At 60.1% G+C, this 18247-nt stretch carries 13 protein-coding genes and 1 pseudogene; 2 read left to right on the forward strand and 12 right to left on the reverse strand.

Annotated features, from left to right (window positions below; genetic code table 11):
• Positions 1-3: 3 nt before the first annotated feature.
• The 12 genes and pseudogenes from PF1751_RS14880 to PF1751_RS14935 all read right to left on the reverse strand — a co-directional run bounded on the left by PF1751_RS14880 (position 4) and on the right by PF1751_RS14935 (position 15542).
• Positions 4-1707, reverse strand: coding sequence for an AMP-binding protein (locus PF1751_RS14880; RefSeq protein WP_044287281.1), 1704 nt, complete (start codon positions 1705-1707; stop codon positions 4-6).
• Positions 1708-1738: 31 nt separating this feature from the next.
• Positions 1739-3037: an acetyl-CoA C-acetyltransferase gene (locus PF1751_RS14885; protein ID WP_044287282.1), complete on the reverse strand. Its 1299-nt coding sequence runs from the start codon at positions 3035-3037 to the stop codon at positions 1739-1741.
• A complete protein-coding gene (locus PF1751_RS14890) occupies positions 3034-3924 on the reverse strand; it encodes a MaoC/PaaZ C-terminal domain-containing protein (protein WP_044287283.1) in 891 nt (296 codons plus the stop codon). The genes PF1751_RS14885 and PF1751_RS14890 overlap by 4 nt, the downstream gene beginning before the upstream one ends.
• A 3-nt stretch (positions 3925-3927) precedes the next feature.
• Positions 3928-5271 carry a 3-oxoacyl-ACP reductase gene (locus PF1751_RS14895; RefSeq protein WP_029529127.1) on the reverse strand — a complete coding sequence of 448 codons (1344 nt, stop codon included), beginning with the start codon at positions 5269-5271 and terminating at the stop codon, positions 3928-3930.
• Positions 5272-5419: 148 nt separating this feature from the next.
• Positions 5420-7945 carry an acyl-CoA dehydrogenase gene (locus PF1751_RS14900; RefSeq protein ID WP_044287284.1) on the reverse strand — a complete coding sequence of 842 codons (2526 nt, stop codon included), beginning with the start codon at positions 7943-7945 and terminating at the stop codon, positions 5420-5422.
• Positions 7946-8145: 200 nt separating this feature from the next.
• Positions 8146-9150: pseudogene (locus PF1751_RS14905) on the reverse strand (outer membrane protein transport protein); the annotation flags it as partial.
• A 74-nt stretch (positions 9151-9224) separates the two neighbouring features.
• A complete protein-coding gene (praB, locus tag PF1751_RS14910; RefSeq protein WP_044287285.1) occupies positions 9225-9719 on the reverse strand; it encodes an alkane oxidation protein activator PraB in 495 nt (164 codons plus the stop codon).
• Positions 9720-10129: 410 nt separating this feature from the next.
• Entirely contained in the window at positions 10130-11584 is a 1455-nt protein-coding gene (locus tag PF1751_RS14915) for an outer membrane protein transport protein (RefSeq protein WP_021491572.1), read from the reverse strand.
• A 130-nt stretch (positions 11585-11714) separates the two neighbouring features.
• Positions 11715-12209: an alkane oxidation protein activator PraB gene (gene praB, locus PF1751_RS14920; protein ID WP_021491573.1), complete on the reverse strand. Its 495-nt coding sequence runs from the start codon at positions 12207-12209 to the stop codon at positions 11715-11717.
• A 132-nt stretch (positions 12210-12341) separates the two neighbouring features.
• Positions 12342-12836 (reverse strand): alkane oxidation protein activator PraA, encoded by a 495-nt coding sequence (gene praA / locus PF1751_RS14925; protein ID WP_010209993.1) that lies wholly within the window; start codon positions 12834-12836, stop codon positions 12342-12344.
• Positions 12837-12968: 132 nt separating this feature from the next.
• Positions 12969-14249, reverse strand: coding sequence for an alkane 1-monooxygenase (locus PF1751_RS14930; protein WP_010209991.1), 1281 nt, complete (start codon positions 14247-14249; stop codon positions 12969-12971).
• Positions 14250-14543: 294 nt separating this feature from the next.
• A complete protein-coding gene (locus PF1751_RS14935; RefSeq protein WP_029529126.1) occupies positions 14544-15542 on the reverse strand; it encodes an alpha/beta fold hydrolase in 999 nt (332 codons plus the stop codon).
• A 267-nt stretch (positions 15543-15809) separates the two neighbouring features.
• Here PF1751_RS14935 and PF1751_RS14940 point away from each other — a divergent pair, with 267 nt between their 5' ends.
• Together PF1751_RS14940 and PF1751_RS14945 are read left to right on the forward strand one after the other, a co-directional pair.
• Positions 15810-17348, forward strand: a complete 1539-nt coding sequence (locus tag PF1751_RS14940) for a flavin-containing monooxygenase (RefSeq protein ID WP_010209985.1) — start codon at positions 15810-15812, stop codon at positions 17346-17348.
• Complete coding sequence (locus PF1751_RS14945) at positions 17345-18235, forward strand: SDR family NAD(P)-dependent oxidoreductase (protein WP_010209983.1); 891 nt, start codon at positions 17345-17347, stop codon at positions 18233-18235. The genes PF1751_RS14940 and PF1751_RS14945 overlap by 4 nt, the downstream gene beginning before the upstream one ends.
• Positions 18236-18247: the final 12 nt, after the last annotated feature.

Here is an 18247-nt window from a genome sequence, read left to right on the forward strand (position 1 = left end):
AACTCAGCGCAGCGCCCGACGAAGCACTTTGCCCACGGTGGTCTTGGGCAACTCGGTGGTGCGGAACTCCACATACTTGGGCATTTTGTAACCTGTCAGATACTCGCGGCAATGGGCAAGAATCTGTTCCTGGGTCAGGTTCGGGTCCTTGCGCACCACAATGATCTTGACCTTCTCACCGGTCACGCCATCTTCTACGCCAATCGCCGCCACTTCGGCCACTGCGGGGTGCAGCGCCACCACGTCCTCGATTTCATTGGGGTAAACGTTGAAACCGGAGACCAGAATCATATCCTTCTTGCGGTCCACCAGACGGATGTAACCACGGGCGTCCATCACCCCGATATCACCGGTCGACAACCACCCTTCGGCATCCAGCACTTCGGCAGTGGCCTCGGGGCGCTGCCAATAACCTTGCATCACCTGGGGCCCGCGCACTTGCAGTTCGCCCTGCTCGCCAATCTCAGCCAACTCACCGTCTTCGCGGACAAACCGCACCCAGGTCGAGGGCAACGGCACGCCGATGCTGCCGGTGAATTCCATCTCGCGCATGCGCGCAATGTCAATCGGGCTGATGCTCACCACCGGCGAACACTCGGTGAGGCCATAGCCTTCGATGATCGGCAGCCCAGTGACTTCCTTCCAGCGCTTGGCCACCGCCGTGTGCGTGGCCATGCCGCCGGCGATCACCATGCGCAGGTCGGAAAAGTCCCGTGCGCAGAACGCCTCGTTCTCCAGCAAACCGTTAAACAGGGTGTTGACCCCGGCAATCCCATTGAAGCGCTCCTTGCGCAGGATCATCTGTACACGTTTCACGTCCCGCGGGTTGGCGATCAGGATGTTGCGCCCACCCAGGCACATGAACATCAGGCAATTCACCGTCAGCGAAAAAATGTGGTACAGCGGCAGCAAGGTGACGTTGGTTTCCTGCTTGTCCTGGTCCAGTTGATCCCCCACCCAGGCCTTGGCTTGCAACAGGTTGGCGATGATATTGCGGTGGCTGAGCATCACGCCCTTGGCATCGCCGGTGGTGCCGCCGGTGTATTGCAGAAAGGCCAGCTCGTCGAGGTGCATCTCCACCGGGAAATGGTTGAGCGCCCGCCCCTGTTTCAACACCTGATTAAAGCGCACCGAGCCAGGCAGATTGAACGCCGGCACCTGCTTTTGCACACGGCGAAGGATGAAATTCATCGCCGCGCCCTTGAACGTACCGAGCAAATCGCCGATGGCCGCGATCACCACGCGCTTGACGCTGCTGCCGGTGATGACTTTTTTCAGGGTGTGGGCGAAGTTTTCGAAAATCACCACGGTTTCCGCGCCGCTGTCCTTGAGCAGGTGCTTGAGTTCATGGGAGGTGTACAGCGGGTTGACGTTGACCACCACCGCCCCAGCCAGGATCGTGCCCAGCAGGCAGATCGGGTACTGCAAGCAGTTAGGCATCATCAGCGCCACACGCTCGCCTTTCCTGACGCCCTGCCCCTGCAGCCAAGCGGCAAACGCAACGCCTTGCACCTGCCAGTCGGCGTAGGTCATTTCGGTGCCGATGCTGACGTACGCCACCCGCTCGCGAAACTTCTCCAGGTGTTCCAGGAACACCTCGCGCAACGATGGGTAGTCCTCGATACCGGCGTCAATATCCGCCGGGACGCCGGGCAGGTAAGCGTTCAACCAGATCCGTTCGGTGTGTTCCAGGCTTACAGCGTTCATGGCAGTCTCCTTGTTGTTGTTTTTGATAGAGCTACTTTTCGACGATGGCGGTAATGCCCAGCCCGCCCGCCGCGCAGATGGATATCAGGCCGCGCCCGCCGCCGTTCTCATGGATGATCTTGGCCAGCGCCGCCAACTGCCGGCCCCCCGTGGCCGCAAAGGGATGGCCGCAACCCAGCGAACCACCGTTGACGTTCATCTTCGCGCGGTCGATGGTGCCCAGGGGCGCGTCCAAGCCTAGCCGCTCGCGGCAATAATCGGGGTCCTCCCAGGCCTTCAGCGTGCACAACACCTGGGCAGCAAAGGCTTCGTGGATCTCGAAGAAGTCAAAGTCCTTGAAGCTCAGGCCTTCACGTTCCAGCATGCGCGGTACCGCGTAAGCCGGGGCCATCAGCAGGCCTTCGGTGCCATCGACAAAGTTCACCGCCGCGGTTTCGCCGGTGCGCAGGTAAGCCAGCACCGGCCAGCCGTTGGCGGCCGCCCATTCTTCGCTGGCCAGCAGCACCACCGAGGCGCCATCGGTCAGGGGGGTGGAGTTGCCGGCCGTGAGCGTACCGTTTTGCCGGTCATAGGCCGGGGACAGGCCGGCGAGCTTCTCCAGGCTGGCATCGGCGCGCAGGTTATTGTCGCGGGCCAGGCCGCGATGGGGGCTGATCAAGTCGTCGAAGAAGCCGCGTTTGTAGGCCGCCTCCAGGCGCTGATGGCTGGTGAGGGTCAACTCGTCCTGGGCCAGGCGCTTGATCTGCCAGCGCTTGGCCATTTCCTCGCAGTGTTCGCCCATGGACAAACCGGTGCGGGGCTCGCCATTGCGTGGCAGCAGCGGTTTGAAAAACATCGCTGGCCGCACCTTTAGCAATGTCTTCAGCTTGTCGGCCATGCCCTTGGCTCGATTGGCCGCGAGCAAGGTGTGGCGCAGGGATTCATTGATGCCGATAGGCGCGTCGGAGGTGGTGTCGGCACCACCGGCGATACCCACCTCGATCTGACCGAGCGCAATCTTGTTCGCCACCAGCAACGCCGCTTCCAGCCCGGTGCCGCAGGCTTGCTGCACATCGTAGGCCGGCGTATCCGGCGACAACGTGGTAGACAGCAGCGACTCTCGCGCCAGATTGAAATCGCGCGAATGTTTGATCACCGCCCCGGCGGCAAACTCACCGAGGCGTTGGCCGTGCAGGTTGTAGCGGTCGACCAAGCCTTGCAGGGCGGCGACCAGCAGGTCCTGGTTGCTGTCGTGGGCGTATACCGTGTTGGAGCGAGCAAAAGGGGTGCGGTTACCGCCGATGATCGCCACGCGTCGGACCGGGGCCGGGTTGAAGCTGTATTCACTCATTCCAGGTTCTCTTTCCAGATGAAAAGGCCACGCATATGGGGTTTGTCACCGGCGAAATTGCGCACTTCGAATTCGCGGCGCGGACCGGTCACCGGGCGGCGCCACAGCGCGACCTGGCCGGGCAGGAAGATCGGTAACTTGAAGTCACAATGCGCCTCGGCCTGGTCCAGGCCGCCGGGCGGTTGCTGGGCAGCGAGCGCGCGGCCCAGCGTCCACATGCCATGGGCGATAGCGCGACGAAAGCCGAACAGTTTGGCGCCGATCACCGAGGTGTGGATCGGGTTGAAATCCCCCGACACCTTGGCAAAACGCCGGCCCAGGTCGGCGGGCAACACCCAGCGCTGGGTACGTAACAAGCCTTCCTCCTGCAACGGCAAAGCGTCCTCCCAGGGCTCGCCGACAGGGTCTTTCGCATCACGGCGCAGGTACAGGCTGTCGCTTTCCCATACCAGCATGTCGGCACCGTAGGCACGGGTGGCAATACTCAGCGCCTGCCCCTTGGGATGGGCAACCCAACGCTCGCAATACACCTCAATGCGCAACGCCTGGCCTTCGTGCAAACGCTGGTGCTGACGGATGCGATTGGCCAGGTGCACCATGCCACTGGCCGGGAACGGGAAGCTGGGACGGGTCAGCAGCATCAAGTGCAACGGAAACGCCAGCACATGGGGATAGCACAACGGCACGCCCTGCTCGCGGCGAAAGCCACAGGCGCGGCCATAAGCAGCGATGTCGCCGGCAGACAACGCCACCGCCGAGCGCACCAGGCGCTCCTTGGGCAGCACGGGCGCACCGTCAAGCTTGGGTTTGCGCAAGGCACGCACGCCGTCCAGCAGCAAGCGGGTGCGTGAGGGCGGCGGATCGATGATCTGCGTCACGTAGTCCATGGCTCAGGCTCCTAGCAGGCTTTGGCCGCACACCCGTACGACTTGGCCGTTGACCCCGCCGGAAGCAGGATGCGCCAGCCAGGCGATGGTCTCGGCCACGTCGATGGGCTGCCCGCCCTGGGACAGCGAATTCATGCGCCGCCCGGCTTCACGGATCATCAGCGGGATCCTTGCGGTCATCTGGGTTTCGATGAACCCTGGCGCCACCGCATTCACCGTCACCTGCTGCGCCGCCGCACGCGGTGCCAGGCCCTGCACCAGGCCGATTACGCCTGCCTTGGAAGTGGCGTAATTACTTTGCCCGAGGTTGCCGGCGATGCCGGAAATCGACGAGACACAAACGATACGGCCCCCAGGCGTGAGGCCTTGGCTGTCCAACAAGGCATTGCTCAGTTGCAACGGCGCTTCAAGGTTCACCGCCAGCACGCTGCGCCAGGCGGCCTCGGTCATTTTGGCGATGGTCTTGTCACGGGTGATCCCGGCGTTATGCACCACCACATCAAAAGCGCCGTATTGGCTGACATGGGCTTGCAGCAATGCGGCGGCGTCCGTCGCGGTGATGTCCAGGGGCAGCGCAGAACCGCCGACACTGTCCGCCGCCTGTTGCAGCGACGCCTGGGCCTGGGGCACGTCCACGCACACGACATGGGCGCCGTCCCGCGCCAACACCTGGGCAATCGCCAAACCGATGCCACGAGAAGCACCGGTGACAAGGGCGCGACGACCGGCGAAGGGTTTGTCCCAGTTGACCGTGACGTGACCGTCCACGGGCTTTTCAAGACGTACCACCTGCCCGGATACATAGGCCGACCGGCGCGACAAGAAGAAACGCAAGCTGCTGTCCAGCGCGTCTTCAGCACCGGGCGCCACGTAGATCAACTGCACGGTGATCGCCCGGCGCAGCTCCTTGGCCAGCGAGCGCACCAAGCCTTCGAGGGCGCGTTGGGCGATGGCCTGGGGCAAATCCTGACACTGTTCCGGCGCGGTGCCGAGCACCACCACGCGCCCGTGGTGGCCAAGGCGCTTGGCGTTGGCGTGAAAGAACACATACAACTCATCCAACTGTTGCAGATCGGCCACGGCGCTGGCATCAAACACGGCGCCCTGCACTTTCACCGTGGAAGGCGCCTTGAGCGTGGCCGGGGTGCCGACAACGGTATCGGTAGCCGCGAAAATCCGCCGCACCTCGGCGGCCAGGCGCCCTGCTCCGGCGACGATCACCGGATTGGCCATGCCCTGCTGGCCGCTGCGGTGACGTTGCAGTGGCAAGGGTTGCGGTAAACCAACGGCCTGGGCCAAGCGACGGCCCCAAGGGGAATTAACGAAAGTAAGGTAGCTGTCACTCATAGGTAAACCCACTGTCTTGACGTGTAAACCCGATCAATGTGGGAGCTGGCTTGCCTGCGATGGCATCACCTCGGTGTTTCTGATGCACCGAGTCGTCTGCATCGCAGGCAAGCCGGCTCCCACACTGACCGTGTACATTCAGTGCCACTCAACTGACCGAGGCGTTTTCACCTTGGGCGGTTCGGCGCTTTGGCACGGGCTCCAGCGCTTGCTTGCGCTGCTGCAATGCCTCCAGCAACCCGAAGTCCTGCGGGAAGTCGTCCACCTGGATGCCGTGATCGGCGTATTCCACGTAGCGCCCGAGCAAGGTGTCTTCGTCGTCGCTGATCAGGTCCAGCGCCCGCGCCCTGACGCGCCAGCCGGTGAAGGCCGTTGCGGAGATAGGCATCGGTTCGATCAGGCCTTGCTTGACGGCAGGTTTGAGTCGCGCGTCGATCAGCTCCACCTGCGGCAACAGACGGAAACCCAGTTCGCCGTAGGCCAGCTTGTCGATTTCCGGACGTGGGATGTAGGAGTTGGCCAGTAAGCGGTCACGGGTTTCGCCTGGTGTCTGCACCACGTCGGCCACCTGGGCCAGCAGACGGTCCGACGGTTTGCGCAATGGGATCCCGAACGGGAATGTCAGGCCACGCACCACCGCCGCCGCAGGTTTCGATGGGTAGTTGTCGAGCACTTCCGCCAGCGCTTCATGGGCCCGCAGCAACGCATCCTGGGCCGACCAATGCACCAACGGCAGATCCGCCTGGGGCCGGCCGTCGTCCTCAAAACGCTTGAGTACGCAGGACAGGATGTACAACTGCGACAGCATATCCCCCAGGCGCCCAGTGATACTTTCCTTACGCTTGAGGGCACCGCCCAGCACGCCCATGGAAATGTCCGAGATCAGCGCGAGTACCACTGACAGGCGATTGGCCTGGCGGTAGTAGGATGCCAGTGCCGGCTCGGTCTTGGCCGGGGCAGCGATCAACCGCCCGCCTGTAAGGGAATGCACCGCTGCACGTACGGTATTGGCCAACACAAAACTCACATGGCCAAACATGGCACTGTCGAAGGCTTCCAGCGCCTTGCGCCGGTCCGGATTACGCGCAGCTTCCATCTCGCGGAACACATAGGGATGGCAGCGGATCAGGCCCTGGCCAAAGATGATCAGGCAGCGCGTCATGATGTTCGCGCCTTCCACCGTAATGGCAATGGGGCTTTGCTGGTAGGCACGGGCCAGGAAGTTGTTGGGGCCCATGCAGATGCCCTTGCCGGCGACGATATCCATTCCGTCATTGACGATGATCCGCGCACGCTCGGTGACGTGGTACTTGGCAATGGCCGAGATCACCGACGGTTTCTCACCCGCGTCCAGGGACGCCACCGAGACCTTGCGCACCGCATCGCAGGCATACAAGTGCCCGGCCATGCGCGCCAAGGGTGCCTGTACGCCTTCGAACTTGCCGATGGGCAGGCCGAATTGTTTGCGCATCGCGGCATAGGCGGTGGTGCCGCGCACCGCCACCTTGCCCAGGCCGACGTTGGCCGATGGCAGCGAAATCGCCCGGCCGGCCGCCAGGCATTCCATCAGCATGCGCCAGCCGTTGCCGACTTGTTCACGACCGCCGATCACCCACTCAAGCGGAATGAACACGTCCTTGCCGGTGGTAGGACCGTTTTGGAATACCGCGTTCAGCGGCCAATGACGGCGGCCACTGTTGACGCCGGGATGGGACGTTGGGATCAGTGCGCACGTGATGCCGAGTGAACCGGGAGCGCCGAGCAACCCATCCGGGTCTTCTGCGCGAAACGCCAGGCCCAGCACCGTCGCAATCGGGCCCAGGGTGATGTAGCGCTTGTCCCAGGTCACACGGAAGCCCAGAACTTCCTCGCCCTCGTGGGTGCCTTTGCAGACGATGCCCAGGTCGGGAATTGCCCCTGCATCGGAGCCGGCATACGGGCTGGTCAGGGCAAAACACGGAATGTCTTCACCCCTCGCCAGACGCGGCAGGTAGTAATTGCGCTGGGCATCGGTGCCGTAATGCAGCAGCAGTTCGGCCGGGCCGAGGGAATTGGGCACCATCACCGAAATCGCCGCTGCCGAGCAACGGGTCGACAGCTTCATCACCACCTGGGAGTGCGCGTAGTGGGAAAAGCCTTTACCGCCGTATTGCTTGGGAATGATCATGCCAAGGAACCCGGCATCCTTGGTGTACTGCCAGCCTTCGGGCGACATGTCCTGCCAGATCTGGGTGGTTTCCCAGTCGTTGGCGATGTCGCACAGGGTCTCCACTTCGTTGTCGAGGAAGGCTTGCTCTTCAGCGCTCAGGCTAGCCGGTGCCGCTTGCAGCAGGCGCTGCCAGTTGGGCTTGCCGCTGAACAGCTCGGCATCCCACCACACGGTGCCGGACTCGATGGCGGCGCGTTCAGTGTCAGACATCGCCGGCATGATCGTACGAAACAGGCCCAGGGCCCTACGGGTCAGCAAGGTGCGGCGCAGGGGTTTGATCGTCATCAGCAACGCGGGCGCCACTACCAGTATCGCCGCGACAGCGGTGCCGAAACCGGCCACCACGTTGAACAGGTAACCCGCTGCCAGCCAGATCAGGCCCGTGACCAACCATAAGGTGGCGACAGCTTGTCGATATGCCAGGGCGATCGCTGCTGCGAAACCCACCAGTAACCAGATAACCATGGAGATACCTCTACTCGATTCAGGGTACGGCCTACGTGCGCCAGGTCGGATGACATGCGGCGTAACGCCACACTACAAAATTCGAAAACTATATTCAAATTTTGTTTTGAAATATTTATTTAACGCCTGCACGAAAAAAACGGCGGCTGAATGGGCCGCCGGGTCAACCCGTCATCTAAAGGGATCACCGCCCTGAAAGGTCAGAACGTATAGGTGGCCGACAGGCTCACGACATCGCCGGAGGCATTCACTTTGCCATCCAGACTTGCCGCCCCCAGCCGGTCGACGTTCTGGGTCTTCAACTTCACCGGCTGAACGAACTGGTGGGAGTAAGCTACATCGAGGGTCAGGCCCTCGATTGCCTTCACGTCATACCCTGCACCGAGCGACAGGAAGGTCCGATCACCGTCCGGGATGCGCGGATCACGGGTCGAATTGCGCGTTGGCGTCTGGTCAATGGCCACACCTGCGCGCAAGGTCAGTTCATCGGTCGCACGGAAGTCGCCACCGAGGGCGTACATCCAGGTGTTCCTGTAGGTGTAGGGAATAGAGACGATTGTGATGTCCCCAGACCTGAGTGTCAGGTCCTTGAACGATGACCACTGCGTCCAGACCACACTCGCGCCCAGGGTAAGTCGGTCATTGAATCGATGTACCCAGTCCAGGCCTGCGGTGGCAGGAATGTCCAGTTGGGTGCTGGCGTGGGCACCGTCCGGAAACAGCTCAAGCCCCGGATAGGCCACGCCCACTAGCGTACCGCTGCCGCCGAAGGGACTCGGTTGAGTCATGAGATTGTAGGAAAATTGATCGGCATGGATGTTGTACTTGCCAGTCATCTTGTTCTTGATCCTGGCGTGGTAGTTCAAGCCCAGGGAGTCGTTTTCCGTGGGTTTCCAGACCACACCGGAAAACCAGCCAACTGACACATTGTCGACCTTTACTCGCATCAGCGCGCTGCCGACGTCCGACGGAAAAGGAATGCCGCCCAGTTCAGAGTCCGACACCGCCGCCGCTGACAACACGTCGACGTTCTGGCTGACGAACCCCTTGCTGTGCTGGACAATCATCCCTCCGCCAACGGAGAACTGGTCGTTGACCTTGAACGACAAGGCTCCCGTCAAACCCACGGTTTCGATCTTGGTGTCCACTGCAAACCCACGGACTTTCGAGTCTGGGTCCCAGGTGGAGCGCATGCTCTGGGGCACGCAGTCGCAACAGACGCCTCTTTGGAGGCGCCTGTCGTTTAACGGGCGATCAGCCCCTTGCGCTCACGCCATCCTCAAGGAACAACGGTGAACGCCGGGGTTGGCTTGACGCTCAAGCTCACCACGGTGCAATTGCCTGCCAGGGGTTGATTGGTCGCCGTCAATACGCCACCGCTGTAGTTGCCAGTGATAGTCGACGCGCCACAATTGGAGCCTGGGTACAGAATCGAGCCCGCAATGGTGTATCCGACGTTGGTCACTGAACCTGCTGTTGGACCAGTAGCCGTCAGGGTCCAAGGCAAGCCCGTGATTTTGGGCAGACTGCAAAGCCCACCACCGGTAATGGCCACATCCGTGATTTTGGCAACGCCAGCGGCGTCGACGTTACCGGTGAAGGTCGCCCCGCAATTGACCGCTGCCTGGTAGGAAGATGGCGATTTCACCGAGATCGTGCCGGGCGCGGAGAAGCTGGTGTTGACAGGAGTGATGCTGTACGCATTGGCCATAGACGCAACACCCATGCACACAGCCAGGGCAGACAACGACACCAGAGTTTTCAAGTTCATCATTATTATTCCTCATCGATAAAGGCGAGTTATTCGCCTGGAGTAATGGCCATGTTCAAAAAGCCCTGCGTAAACCACAGTTCTCTTGATACAGCCAAATCATCAACGCTCTGTTCGACCTACATTGTTCTTCCCTGAAACCATTGCGGTTCGGGTAGAACAAATCTCTTGCATCTGAACATGAGCTGAAATAGGAATAATCTGAGTGATGAGTAGTACCAAACCACGCAACTAAACGCGCAGCCGATCGACGCTTGAAAAAGCGGGAGAGTTGCCAACAACTATTAATTTCTCACGTGGAGATGATTAGGAGACATGAACGGGTTACGCGAGCATCCCGTTAAAAAGAAACATCGAGGATAAACGCACCAAGATGCGCTTGGCGCGTTTATCCCTAATGTTGGGGCATTGAACTAGAACGCGTAGGTAGCCGAAACAGAAACAACATCACCTGAAGATTCGGCTTTGCCATTCAGGCTTGCGCCACCGAGGCGATCGACGTTTTGGGTCTTGAGCTTGACCTCTTGCACAAACTGGTGGGAATAGGCCAAGTCAACACTCAGCCCCTTGATTGCTTTCACGTCGTAGCCGGCCCCCAACGACAGGAATGTACGGTCGCCATCCGGGATTCGCGGGTCGCGAGTCGAATTGCGGGTAGGTGTCTGATCAAGGGCGACACCTGCACGCAAGGTCAGCTCATCGGTAACCCGATAGTCGCCACCGAGGGAGTACATCCAAGTGTTCTTGTAGTTGTAGGGAATTGACACAATAGTGGTGCCGCCGGAGTTAAGCGTCAGGTCCTTGAACGAGGACCACTCCGTCCAGGTCACGCTCGCTCCCAAGGTGAAACGATCGTTGAACTGGTGTACCCAGTCCAGACCCGCCGTGGCAGGAATGTCCAACTGCACGCTGGCGTGGGCGCCGTCCGGTGCCAACTCCAACCCTGGATAAGCGGTGTTCACCAACGTACCGCTACCGCCAAACGGGCTCGGTTGGGTCATCAAGTTGTAGGAAAACTGATCGGCGTAAATATTGTATTTGCCGGTCATCTTGTTCTTGATCTTGGCGTGGTAATTCAAGCCAAGCGTATCTCGTTCTGTGGGCTTCCAGACCACGCCGGTAAACCAGCCCGCCGAAATATTGTCAACTTTGACACGCATCAACGCATGACCAACATCCGATGGGAAATTGATGCCACCCAGCACCGAATCGGACACTGCAGCGGCAGACAGCAAGTCGACGTTCTGGCTGACGAACCCCTTGCTGTGCTGAACGATCACCCCGCCTCCGATGGAGAACTGATCATTCACTTTGAAGGACAGGGAGCCGGTCAGCCCCACAGTTTCGATTTTGGTGTCCACTGCAAAGTCGCGCAGTTTCGAGTTCTCATCCCAGGTAGAGCGCATGCCCTGGGGCACAACTTGGCTCAAGCCGAACGCGAAGCGATCCCCGAGGGGCATGACCATGAACCCGGTTGGCAACCAGGCCGTAAACCCGCCCTGCCCACCGTCATTGTTATTGACCGTAGTCGCCGTCCCATCGGGAAAACCATTGGCATCCAATGGCGTATTGGAAATGGGGTTGCCCGCATAATCAGAGGCATCGCCCTTGTACTTGATCTTGATGCGCGCGTAGTCGACCGTAAATTGCGCAACGTTGTGCTCCACAAACGCCATGGCCGCCGGGTTGTTGTACGCTGAGCTCGGGTCGTTCTTAAACAGTGAACCACCGGCAAATGCCCGGCCCCACCCTGGCGCCCCGTAGGTCGGTGTTGAAAAACCGCCGGCCTGTGCGGGTGCCGTCGCCATAGCCCCGCCCATCAACGCCAGCCCCAGCAAAACCTGCACATGTTGTTTCTTATTATTCATGCGGCACTCCTTATTATTATCTCTGAGCCAGCCCTGCCGGTTCGTCTTGCGGCTTGCAATTCATGAACTGGCGCCCTGTGGAGGCGCCAGTTTTTCACCGGGTGATCAACCCTTTGTTCTCAGGCCTTCTTCAAGGCACGATGGTCAGTGCAGGGCTTGGGGTAACACTCAGGCTTACCACGGTGCAGCTGCCGCTCAGGGTCTGGTTGGTAGCGGTCAGCACACCACCGCTGTAGCCCACGGTGATGGTGGAAGGCCCGCAATTGGAGGCGGGATACAGAATCGAAGAGGCAATGGTGTAGCCGACGTTGGTCACTGACCCGGCAGCAGGACCGGTGGCAGTCAACGTCCAAGGCAAGCCGGTAATTTTAGGCAGCGCACACAGGCCGCCACCGGTGACGGCGACGTTGGTGATCTTGGCAACACCGGTCGCATCGACGTTCCCGGTAAAGGTGGCGCCACAGTTAACGGTGGCCTGGAAGGACGACGGTGACTTCACCGAAATGGTGCCTGGCGCGGAGAAGTTTGTGCTGACAGGACTGATGCTGTAGGCATTCGCCATCGAAGCAGCACCCATGCAAACAGTCAAAGCAGTTAACGACACGAGAGTTTTCAAGCTTTTCATTGTTTTTCCTCACATGTTATGGCGAATTCATTTCGCCAGGGGTAATGGCCATGATCGAGAGGTCACGGTGAAACTGCAGAACTTCCCTTTCCAGCCAAATCTCAATTCAATTACCGCAACAACTTCCAGCGGTTATTCAACAACTTTAAAGGTCGGCGGCATCTTGATAGATACCGTCTTGATTTTGCAGTCTTCGCCGATGGGCACATTCGTGGCTTCCAACTTGCCGGTGGCGTTGTCCCATGTACCGTCGGCAGTGGATGGCCCGCACTTGCCGCCCAAACCAAAGGCATGGACATCCACGGCGATCTTCGACATGGAACCACTCTTGGTGTCTTTCGCGACGAGTACCCAAGGCAAGTTGATGGCTTCCACCCGGCTGCACTTGAGGCCGCCGTCGAATTCGACTTTGTCGACGTTTACCGATGAACCATCAGCCGCCACCTTGCCGGCCACTTTGATGGTGCAATCAGCACTGATCAGCGCGCCTTTTGAAAAACTGATGGGCCCTTGGGCGGTAAACGCACTGCCGGCGGGTTCGATACGGGCGGCCTGGGCCTGGTGATAGGCGATCAGGCCCAGCGCAGCCAATACGATATGGGTGGTGAAGGTGGCAGGTGATTGCATGGTGTACGTCCTTCCCTTTAATTATTTTTGTTCGGGTCAAACAACTTTCTGGCAACTGATCTGGAAACGGGCGGGCGATAAAGACCTGCGCGGCATCCAGACCCCGAGTACACAAACACTGTAAAGTTGAACTTAGAACGGTTTGGCACTGTTGCTGTACTTCTCCAGATACTTCAAGCGCTGTGACGGCTGAAGATTGGTCAGGGTAATATCCCCCGCGTAATGATTCAGTACCCGGTGATCCATGCGCCGTCGCCACAAGTAAGGCACATAAGCCCAGACAATCATGCTCGCATAGCCATACGGCAGTTGCGGCGACTCATCAAAGTGACGCAACGACTGATAACTACGTGTGGGGTTGGCATGGTGATCCGAGTGCCGTTGCAACTGGAACAGAAAGATATTGGTAACAATGCGATTACTGTTCCATGAATGCCGTGGCGAACAACGCTCGTAGCGACCATTGGGCAATTTCTGACGTTTAAGGCCGTAGTGCTCTACATAATTCACCACTTCCAGCAGCGAGAAACCGTAGATGCCTTGGATGATCAGGAAAGGAATCACTGCTGCCCCCAGCCAGGCGATCATTGCGCCCCACAACACCACGCTGTACATCCAGGCGCTGAGCACGCCGTTCTGCCAGTGCCAGGCCGGCAGGCCGAGCTTGCGCAGGCGTTCGCGCTCCAGATTCCAGGCCGAGCGGGCACTGAACCAGACCGAGCGTGGCAGGAAGGCCCAGAAGCTCTCCCCCAGCCGCGAACTGGCTGGGTCTTCTGGTGTTGCAACGCGTACGTGATGGCCACGGTTGTGTTCGGTGTAGAAGTGACCGTAGAACGTCGGGGCCAGGGTGACCTTGGCCAGGAACACTTCCAGCGCATTGGGTTTGTGCCCCAGTTCATGGGCGGTGTTGATCGCGATGCCAGTTGCGGCGCCGGTCGACATGGCCATGCCCAGGTAAGTGAACGCACTCACTTCGCCATGCAGTTGAGTACGTGTGGTGATGTAGCTGGCCGCATGGGACAAACCGCTCGACGGTTCCAGGCTAGCGGCAGCCTGCAACAGCCCACCCTGGATGATCCAGTCGATACCGCCAGCGGCGAGCCAACCGGTGATCACCACCGACGAGATAACAAAGAGCACGCCGGTGTAAACGATCCAGCGGTAGTAACGTTGCGATTCGAGATGGCTGACGGCGGATTCGGGCGGGTTGCTCACGTCTTCACCGAGCAAGCCATCGATCAGCGGGATCAGGCCGAAGATCACCAATACACCGACCCACCAGAGTTGCTGGACACCGGTGGTGATGGCCAATGCGCCGGACAATAAAGGCGTGGCCAAGGGCATGATGCCCAACCACCACAGGTGACGCTTGCCGTCGGTCCAGATGCTTGGAGCTGCCAGTGTCTGATTCATGGCAGCCTCCGTTGCAGGGAGGCGGAAAACAGGTTCAGGGAGCGTTGGATGCTCCGAGCAATCAACCATGCGATAAAAGACGTTTTTTTCATTTTTATTCGCTCTTAGGCATTTCAAAAATCATTTCAAAAGAAACATTGAAATATTTTTTTAAATAAATAGCGCGGAATCGTTAGGTCGTCAACTAGTTTTTCGAGGCCTTTTTTGCGTGACCGGACAGTCTCTTTTGCAGCCGCTTGGTCAGGTCTCTAGGGCAAGCATTTCGAACGGTACAACCCGCGGTGAGTGCCACGATTATTGGCTTGTCAGGGCAAACGGAGGATGCAGGATAGCCGCGGTTTGCGCTGGCCGCGCACGCTTCGCCAGCTGTTGCACCGCCTCCACCACCCGCGCGGTGGCAGTGATCGGCAACATGTGCCCGCGCCCCTCCACCAACTGCAGCTTCAGCCCTGGGACCTTATCGGCCAGGGCCTGGCCGTGCTTGCGAAAGTCGAGGACCTTGTCCTGCGCGCCGTAGATCAGGCTGATGGGCAGCGTCAATTGCGGGTAGCGCTTGACCATCTCCGGCAGGTCGTCGTTGACCAGGGCGATCTCGCTGGACGCGGCATAGAAGTTATCGGGGCGCATGCCCAGCAGCCCGCCTCCACGGGTGGCAAAATCGTCGGGGGCGCTGTCCGGTGCGAACACGCCTTTGACCACGGCACGGCGCGTCAACAGGCCCATAGGCACCGTGAGGGTGTGAGACACCCAGCGCCGCAGCCAAGCCGGTCGCACCGCCAGTGACCAGAACACCAGCGGCAAAGTGGGTTGTGGATGGGTCAGTGGCGCCACCAACACCAACCCCGACACCGCGTGGGAATGGTCAAGGGCCAGCGCCAGGGAAATCGCCCCGCCCAGGGAATGCCCCAACACTATGGGTTTATCCAGGCCCAGCGTATTGATAAAGGCCGCCACTTGCCGCGCCTGGGCCGGCAGGTCCGCAGCGGTGCCTTTATGACGCGTGGAGTAACCCGATCCAGGACGATCGAGCGTGATAACGCGGAAGTGCTCACGTAACTGCCCGGACAGGGCATACGTCAGGTTGCGACTGCTGCCCATCAGCCCATGAATCATCAGCAGCGGTGGGCCCTTGCCCTCTTCGTAATAATGAAAGCGTTCGCCGTCCACCTCCACAAAACGCCCGCTGCCCGGAACGGCGGCTTCAATGCGCCGAGTCATCCACGCACTAAACCCCCATGAAATGGCGCTCGCGCCTATCAATACAGCCGCAGCGATAACCCATTCAACAGCCATAGCTCGGTCCTCTGCTTCCCTGCTGCTGTCGACCTGACCGGAATTGATCAAAGCCTCAGCTATCGCCCACACCCTGGACCTGAATATCGCGCCTGTCCGTCGGACAAGTCGCACATGAGGAACCTGGGACTAGCGTAGGTGATATTTTCAGGTAGATTATTTAAAATCTTTTTTAAAATAAGTAATTCAATTTTTCTTTGCAATGGTGTTCTATCTAAAAGACACAACAAGAAAAGGAGCACACCCGATGCCCATGAAGGAATGCTTATGAATGCCCAGAGCGACTCAATCGATATCGCCATCATCGGCTCCGGCTTTGCCGGCTTGTGCATGGCGATCAAGCTCAAGAAGGCCGGGTTCACCGACTTCTTTATCGCCGAGCAGGCCGACACCCTCGGCGGCACCTGGCGTGACAACCACTACCCAGGCTGCGCCTGCGATGTGCAGTCCCACGTGTATTCGTTTTCCTTCGCGCCCAACCCGGACTGGACGCGGCAGTTCGCGCCCCAGGCAGAAATCCGTGCGTACTTGGAGCAATGCGCCACGCGCTACGAGCTGGCGCCCTACTTGCGTTTCGGCATGGGCCTTGAGCGGGCGGTATTCGATGAGCAACACCAGCGCTGGCAATTGCGCTTCAGTGATGGCCGCCAGGTCAGCGCGCGGGTGCTGGTGTCGGGCATGGGCGGCCTGTCGCGTCCGGCGCTGCCGGATATCCCGGGACTCGACAGCTTCAAGGGCAAACGCTTCCACTCACAGCAGTGGGACCACGCGTACTCCTTGAAGGGCAAGCGCGTGGCGGTGATCGGCACCGGCGCCAGCGCCATTCAGTTCGTGCCGCAGATTGCGTCCCAAGTGGCTCATCTGGACCTGTTCCAGCGCACGCCACCGTGGATCATGCCCAAGCCGGACCGGGCAATCTCACCTCTCGAACGCTGGCTGTTCAAGCACCTGCCCTTCACCCAACGCCTGGTGCGTAGTGCCTTTTATTGGGCTCTGGAAGGCCGCGTGGTCGGCTTTGCCCTGCACCCACGGCTGATGAAAATGGTGCAGAAAATTGCCCTGCGCCATCTGCATAAACAAGTGGCACGCCCTTCCCTGCGCAAGACCCTGACCCCGGACTACACCATCGGCTGCAAGCGCGTGCTGATTTCCAATGACTACTACCCCGCGCTGTCGAGAAGCAATGTCGAAGTGGTCACCGACAACGTGCTGCGCATCGAAGCAGACGGGGTGATCACTGCCGACGGTATCAAGCACCCAGCCGACTGCCTGATCTTCGGCACCGGCTTCCAGGCCACTGACCCCCTGCCCCGCGACTGCATCATCGGGCGCGACGGCGTGGACCTGATGGATGCCTGGCGAGACGGCGCCCATGCCTACAAGGGCACCACGGTGCCCGGCTATCCCAACCTGTTCCTGATCGTCGGGCCCAACACCGGCCTGGGGCACAACTCGATGATCCTGATGATTGAAGCTCAGGTGACCTACATTCTCGATGCACTTGAGCAAATGCAGCGACATCGCATCGCCAGCGTGGACGTCAAACCCAGCGTGGAGAGCGCTTACAACCAACAGCTGCAAGCCAAACTCAAGCGCACCATCTGGAACACCGGCGGATGCCAAAGCTGGTACCTGGACCCGCGCACGGGCAAGAACACCACCTTGTGGCCGGGCTCGACCTGGCGCTTCAAACGCGTCACCCGCCAGTTTGCGCTCAAGGACTATGTGACCAGTCGGGTGCCGATCCATGCGCCCCACCGTCCTGTGCCTACAGCCCATTCCACTGCCGAAGGGAGCCTGTCATGAAGTCATTCAACGGCCGCGTAGCGGCCATTACCGGCGCGGCATCCGGCATGGGCCGCGCCCTGGCAATGGCCCTGGCACGGGAAGGCTGCCACCTGGCACTGGCGGACAAAAACAGCCAGGGGCTGGAACAGACGTTGGCATTGATCAAGGCCTCCACCCTGGCCCCCGTGCTGATCACCACCCAGGTGCTGGATGTGTCCGATCGCCGGGCCATGGAGGACTGGGCTGCGCGCTGCGTGGCCGAACACGGCCGGGTCAACCTGGTCTTCAACAATGCAGGGGTGGCCTTGTCGAGTACGGTGGAGGGTGTGGACTACGCCGACCTGGAATGGATTGTCGGCATCAACTTCTGGGGAGTGGTCCATGGCACCAAGGCGTTTCTGCCGTACCTGAAAGCCTCAGGAGAAGGCCATGTCGTCAACACCTCCAGCGTGTTCGGCCTGTTTGCCCAACCGGGCATGAGCGGCTACAACGCCACCAAGTTTGCCGTGCGTGGCTTTACCGAATCCCTGCGCCAAGAGCTGGACATGCAACGTTGCGGCGTATCGGCCACCTGCGTGCACCCCGGTGGGATACGCACCGATATCTGCCGCAGCAGCCGTATCGACGCCAACATGACCGGGTTCCTGATCCACAGCGAGCAGCAGGCCCGCGCCGACTTCGAAAAGCTGTTCATCACCGACCCCGACCAGGCCGCCAAGGTGATCCTGCACGGGGTGCGTAAAAACAAACGTCGCGTGCTGATCGGCCGCGACGCCTATTTCCTCGACCTGCTCGCCCGCTGTCTGCCGGCGGCCTATCAAGCCCTGGTGGTGTTCGCCAGCCAGCGCATGGCGCCGAAACCCCGCACACCGGTGCTTGAAACCAACGACGAGCCTCGTCTCTGAACAGGAGCACGC

This window comes from Pseudomonas simiae (assembly GCF_000934565.1).
Lineage (GTDB): Bacteria > Pseudomonadota > Gammaproteobacteria > Pseudomonadales > Pseudomonadaceae > Aquipseudomonas > Aquipseudomonas simiae.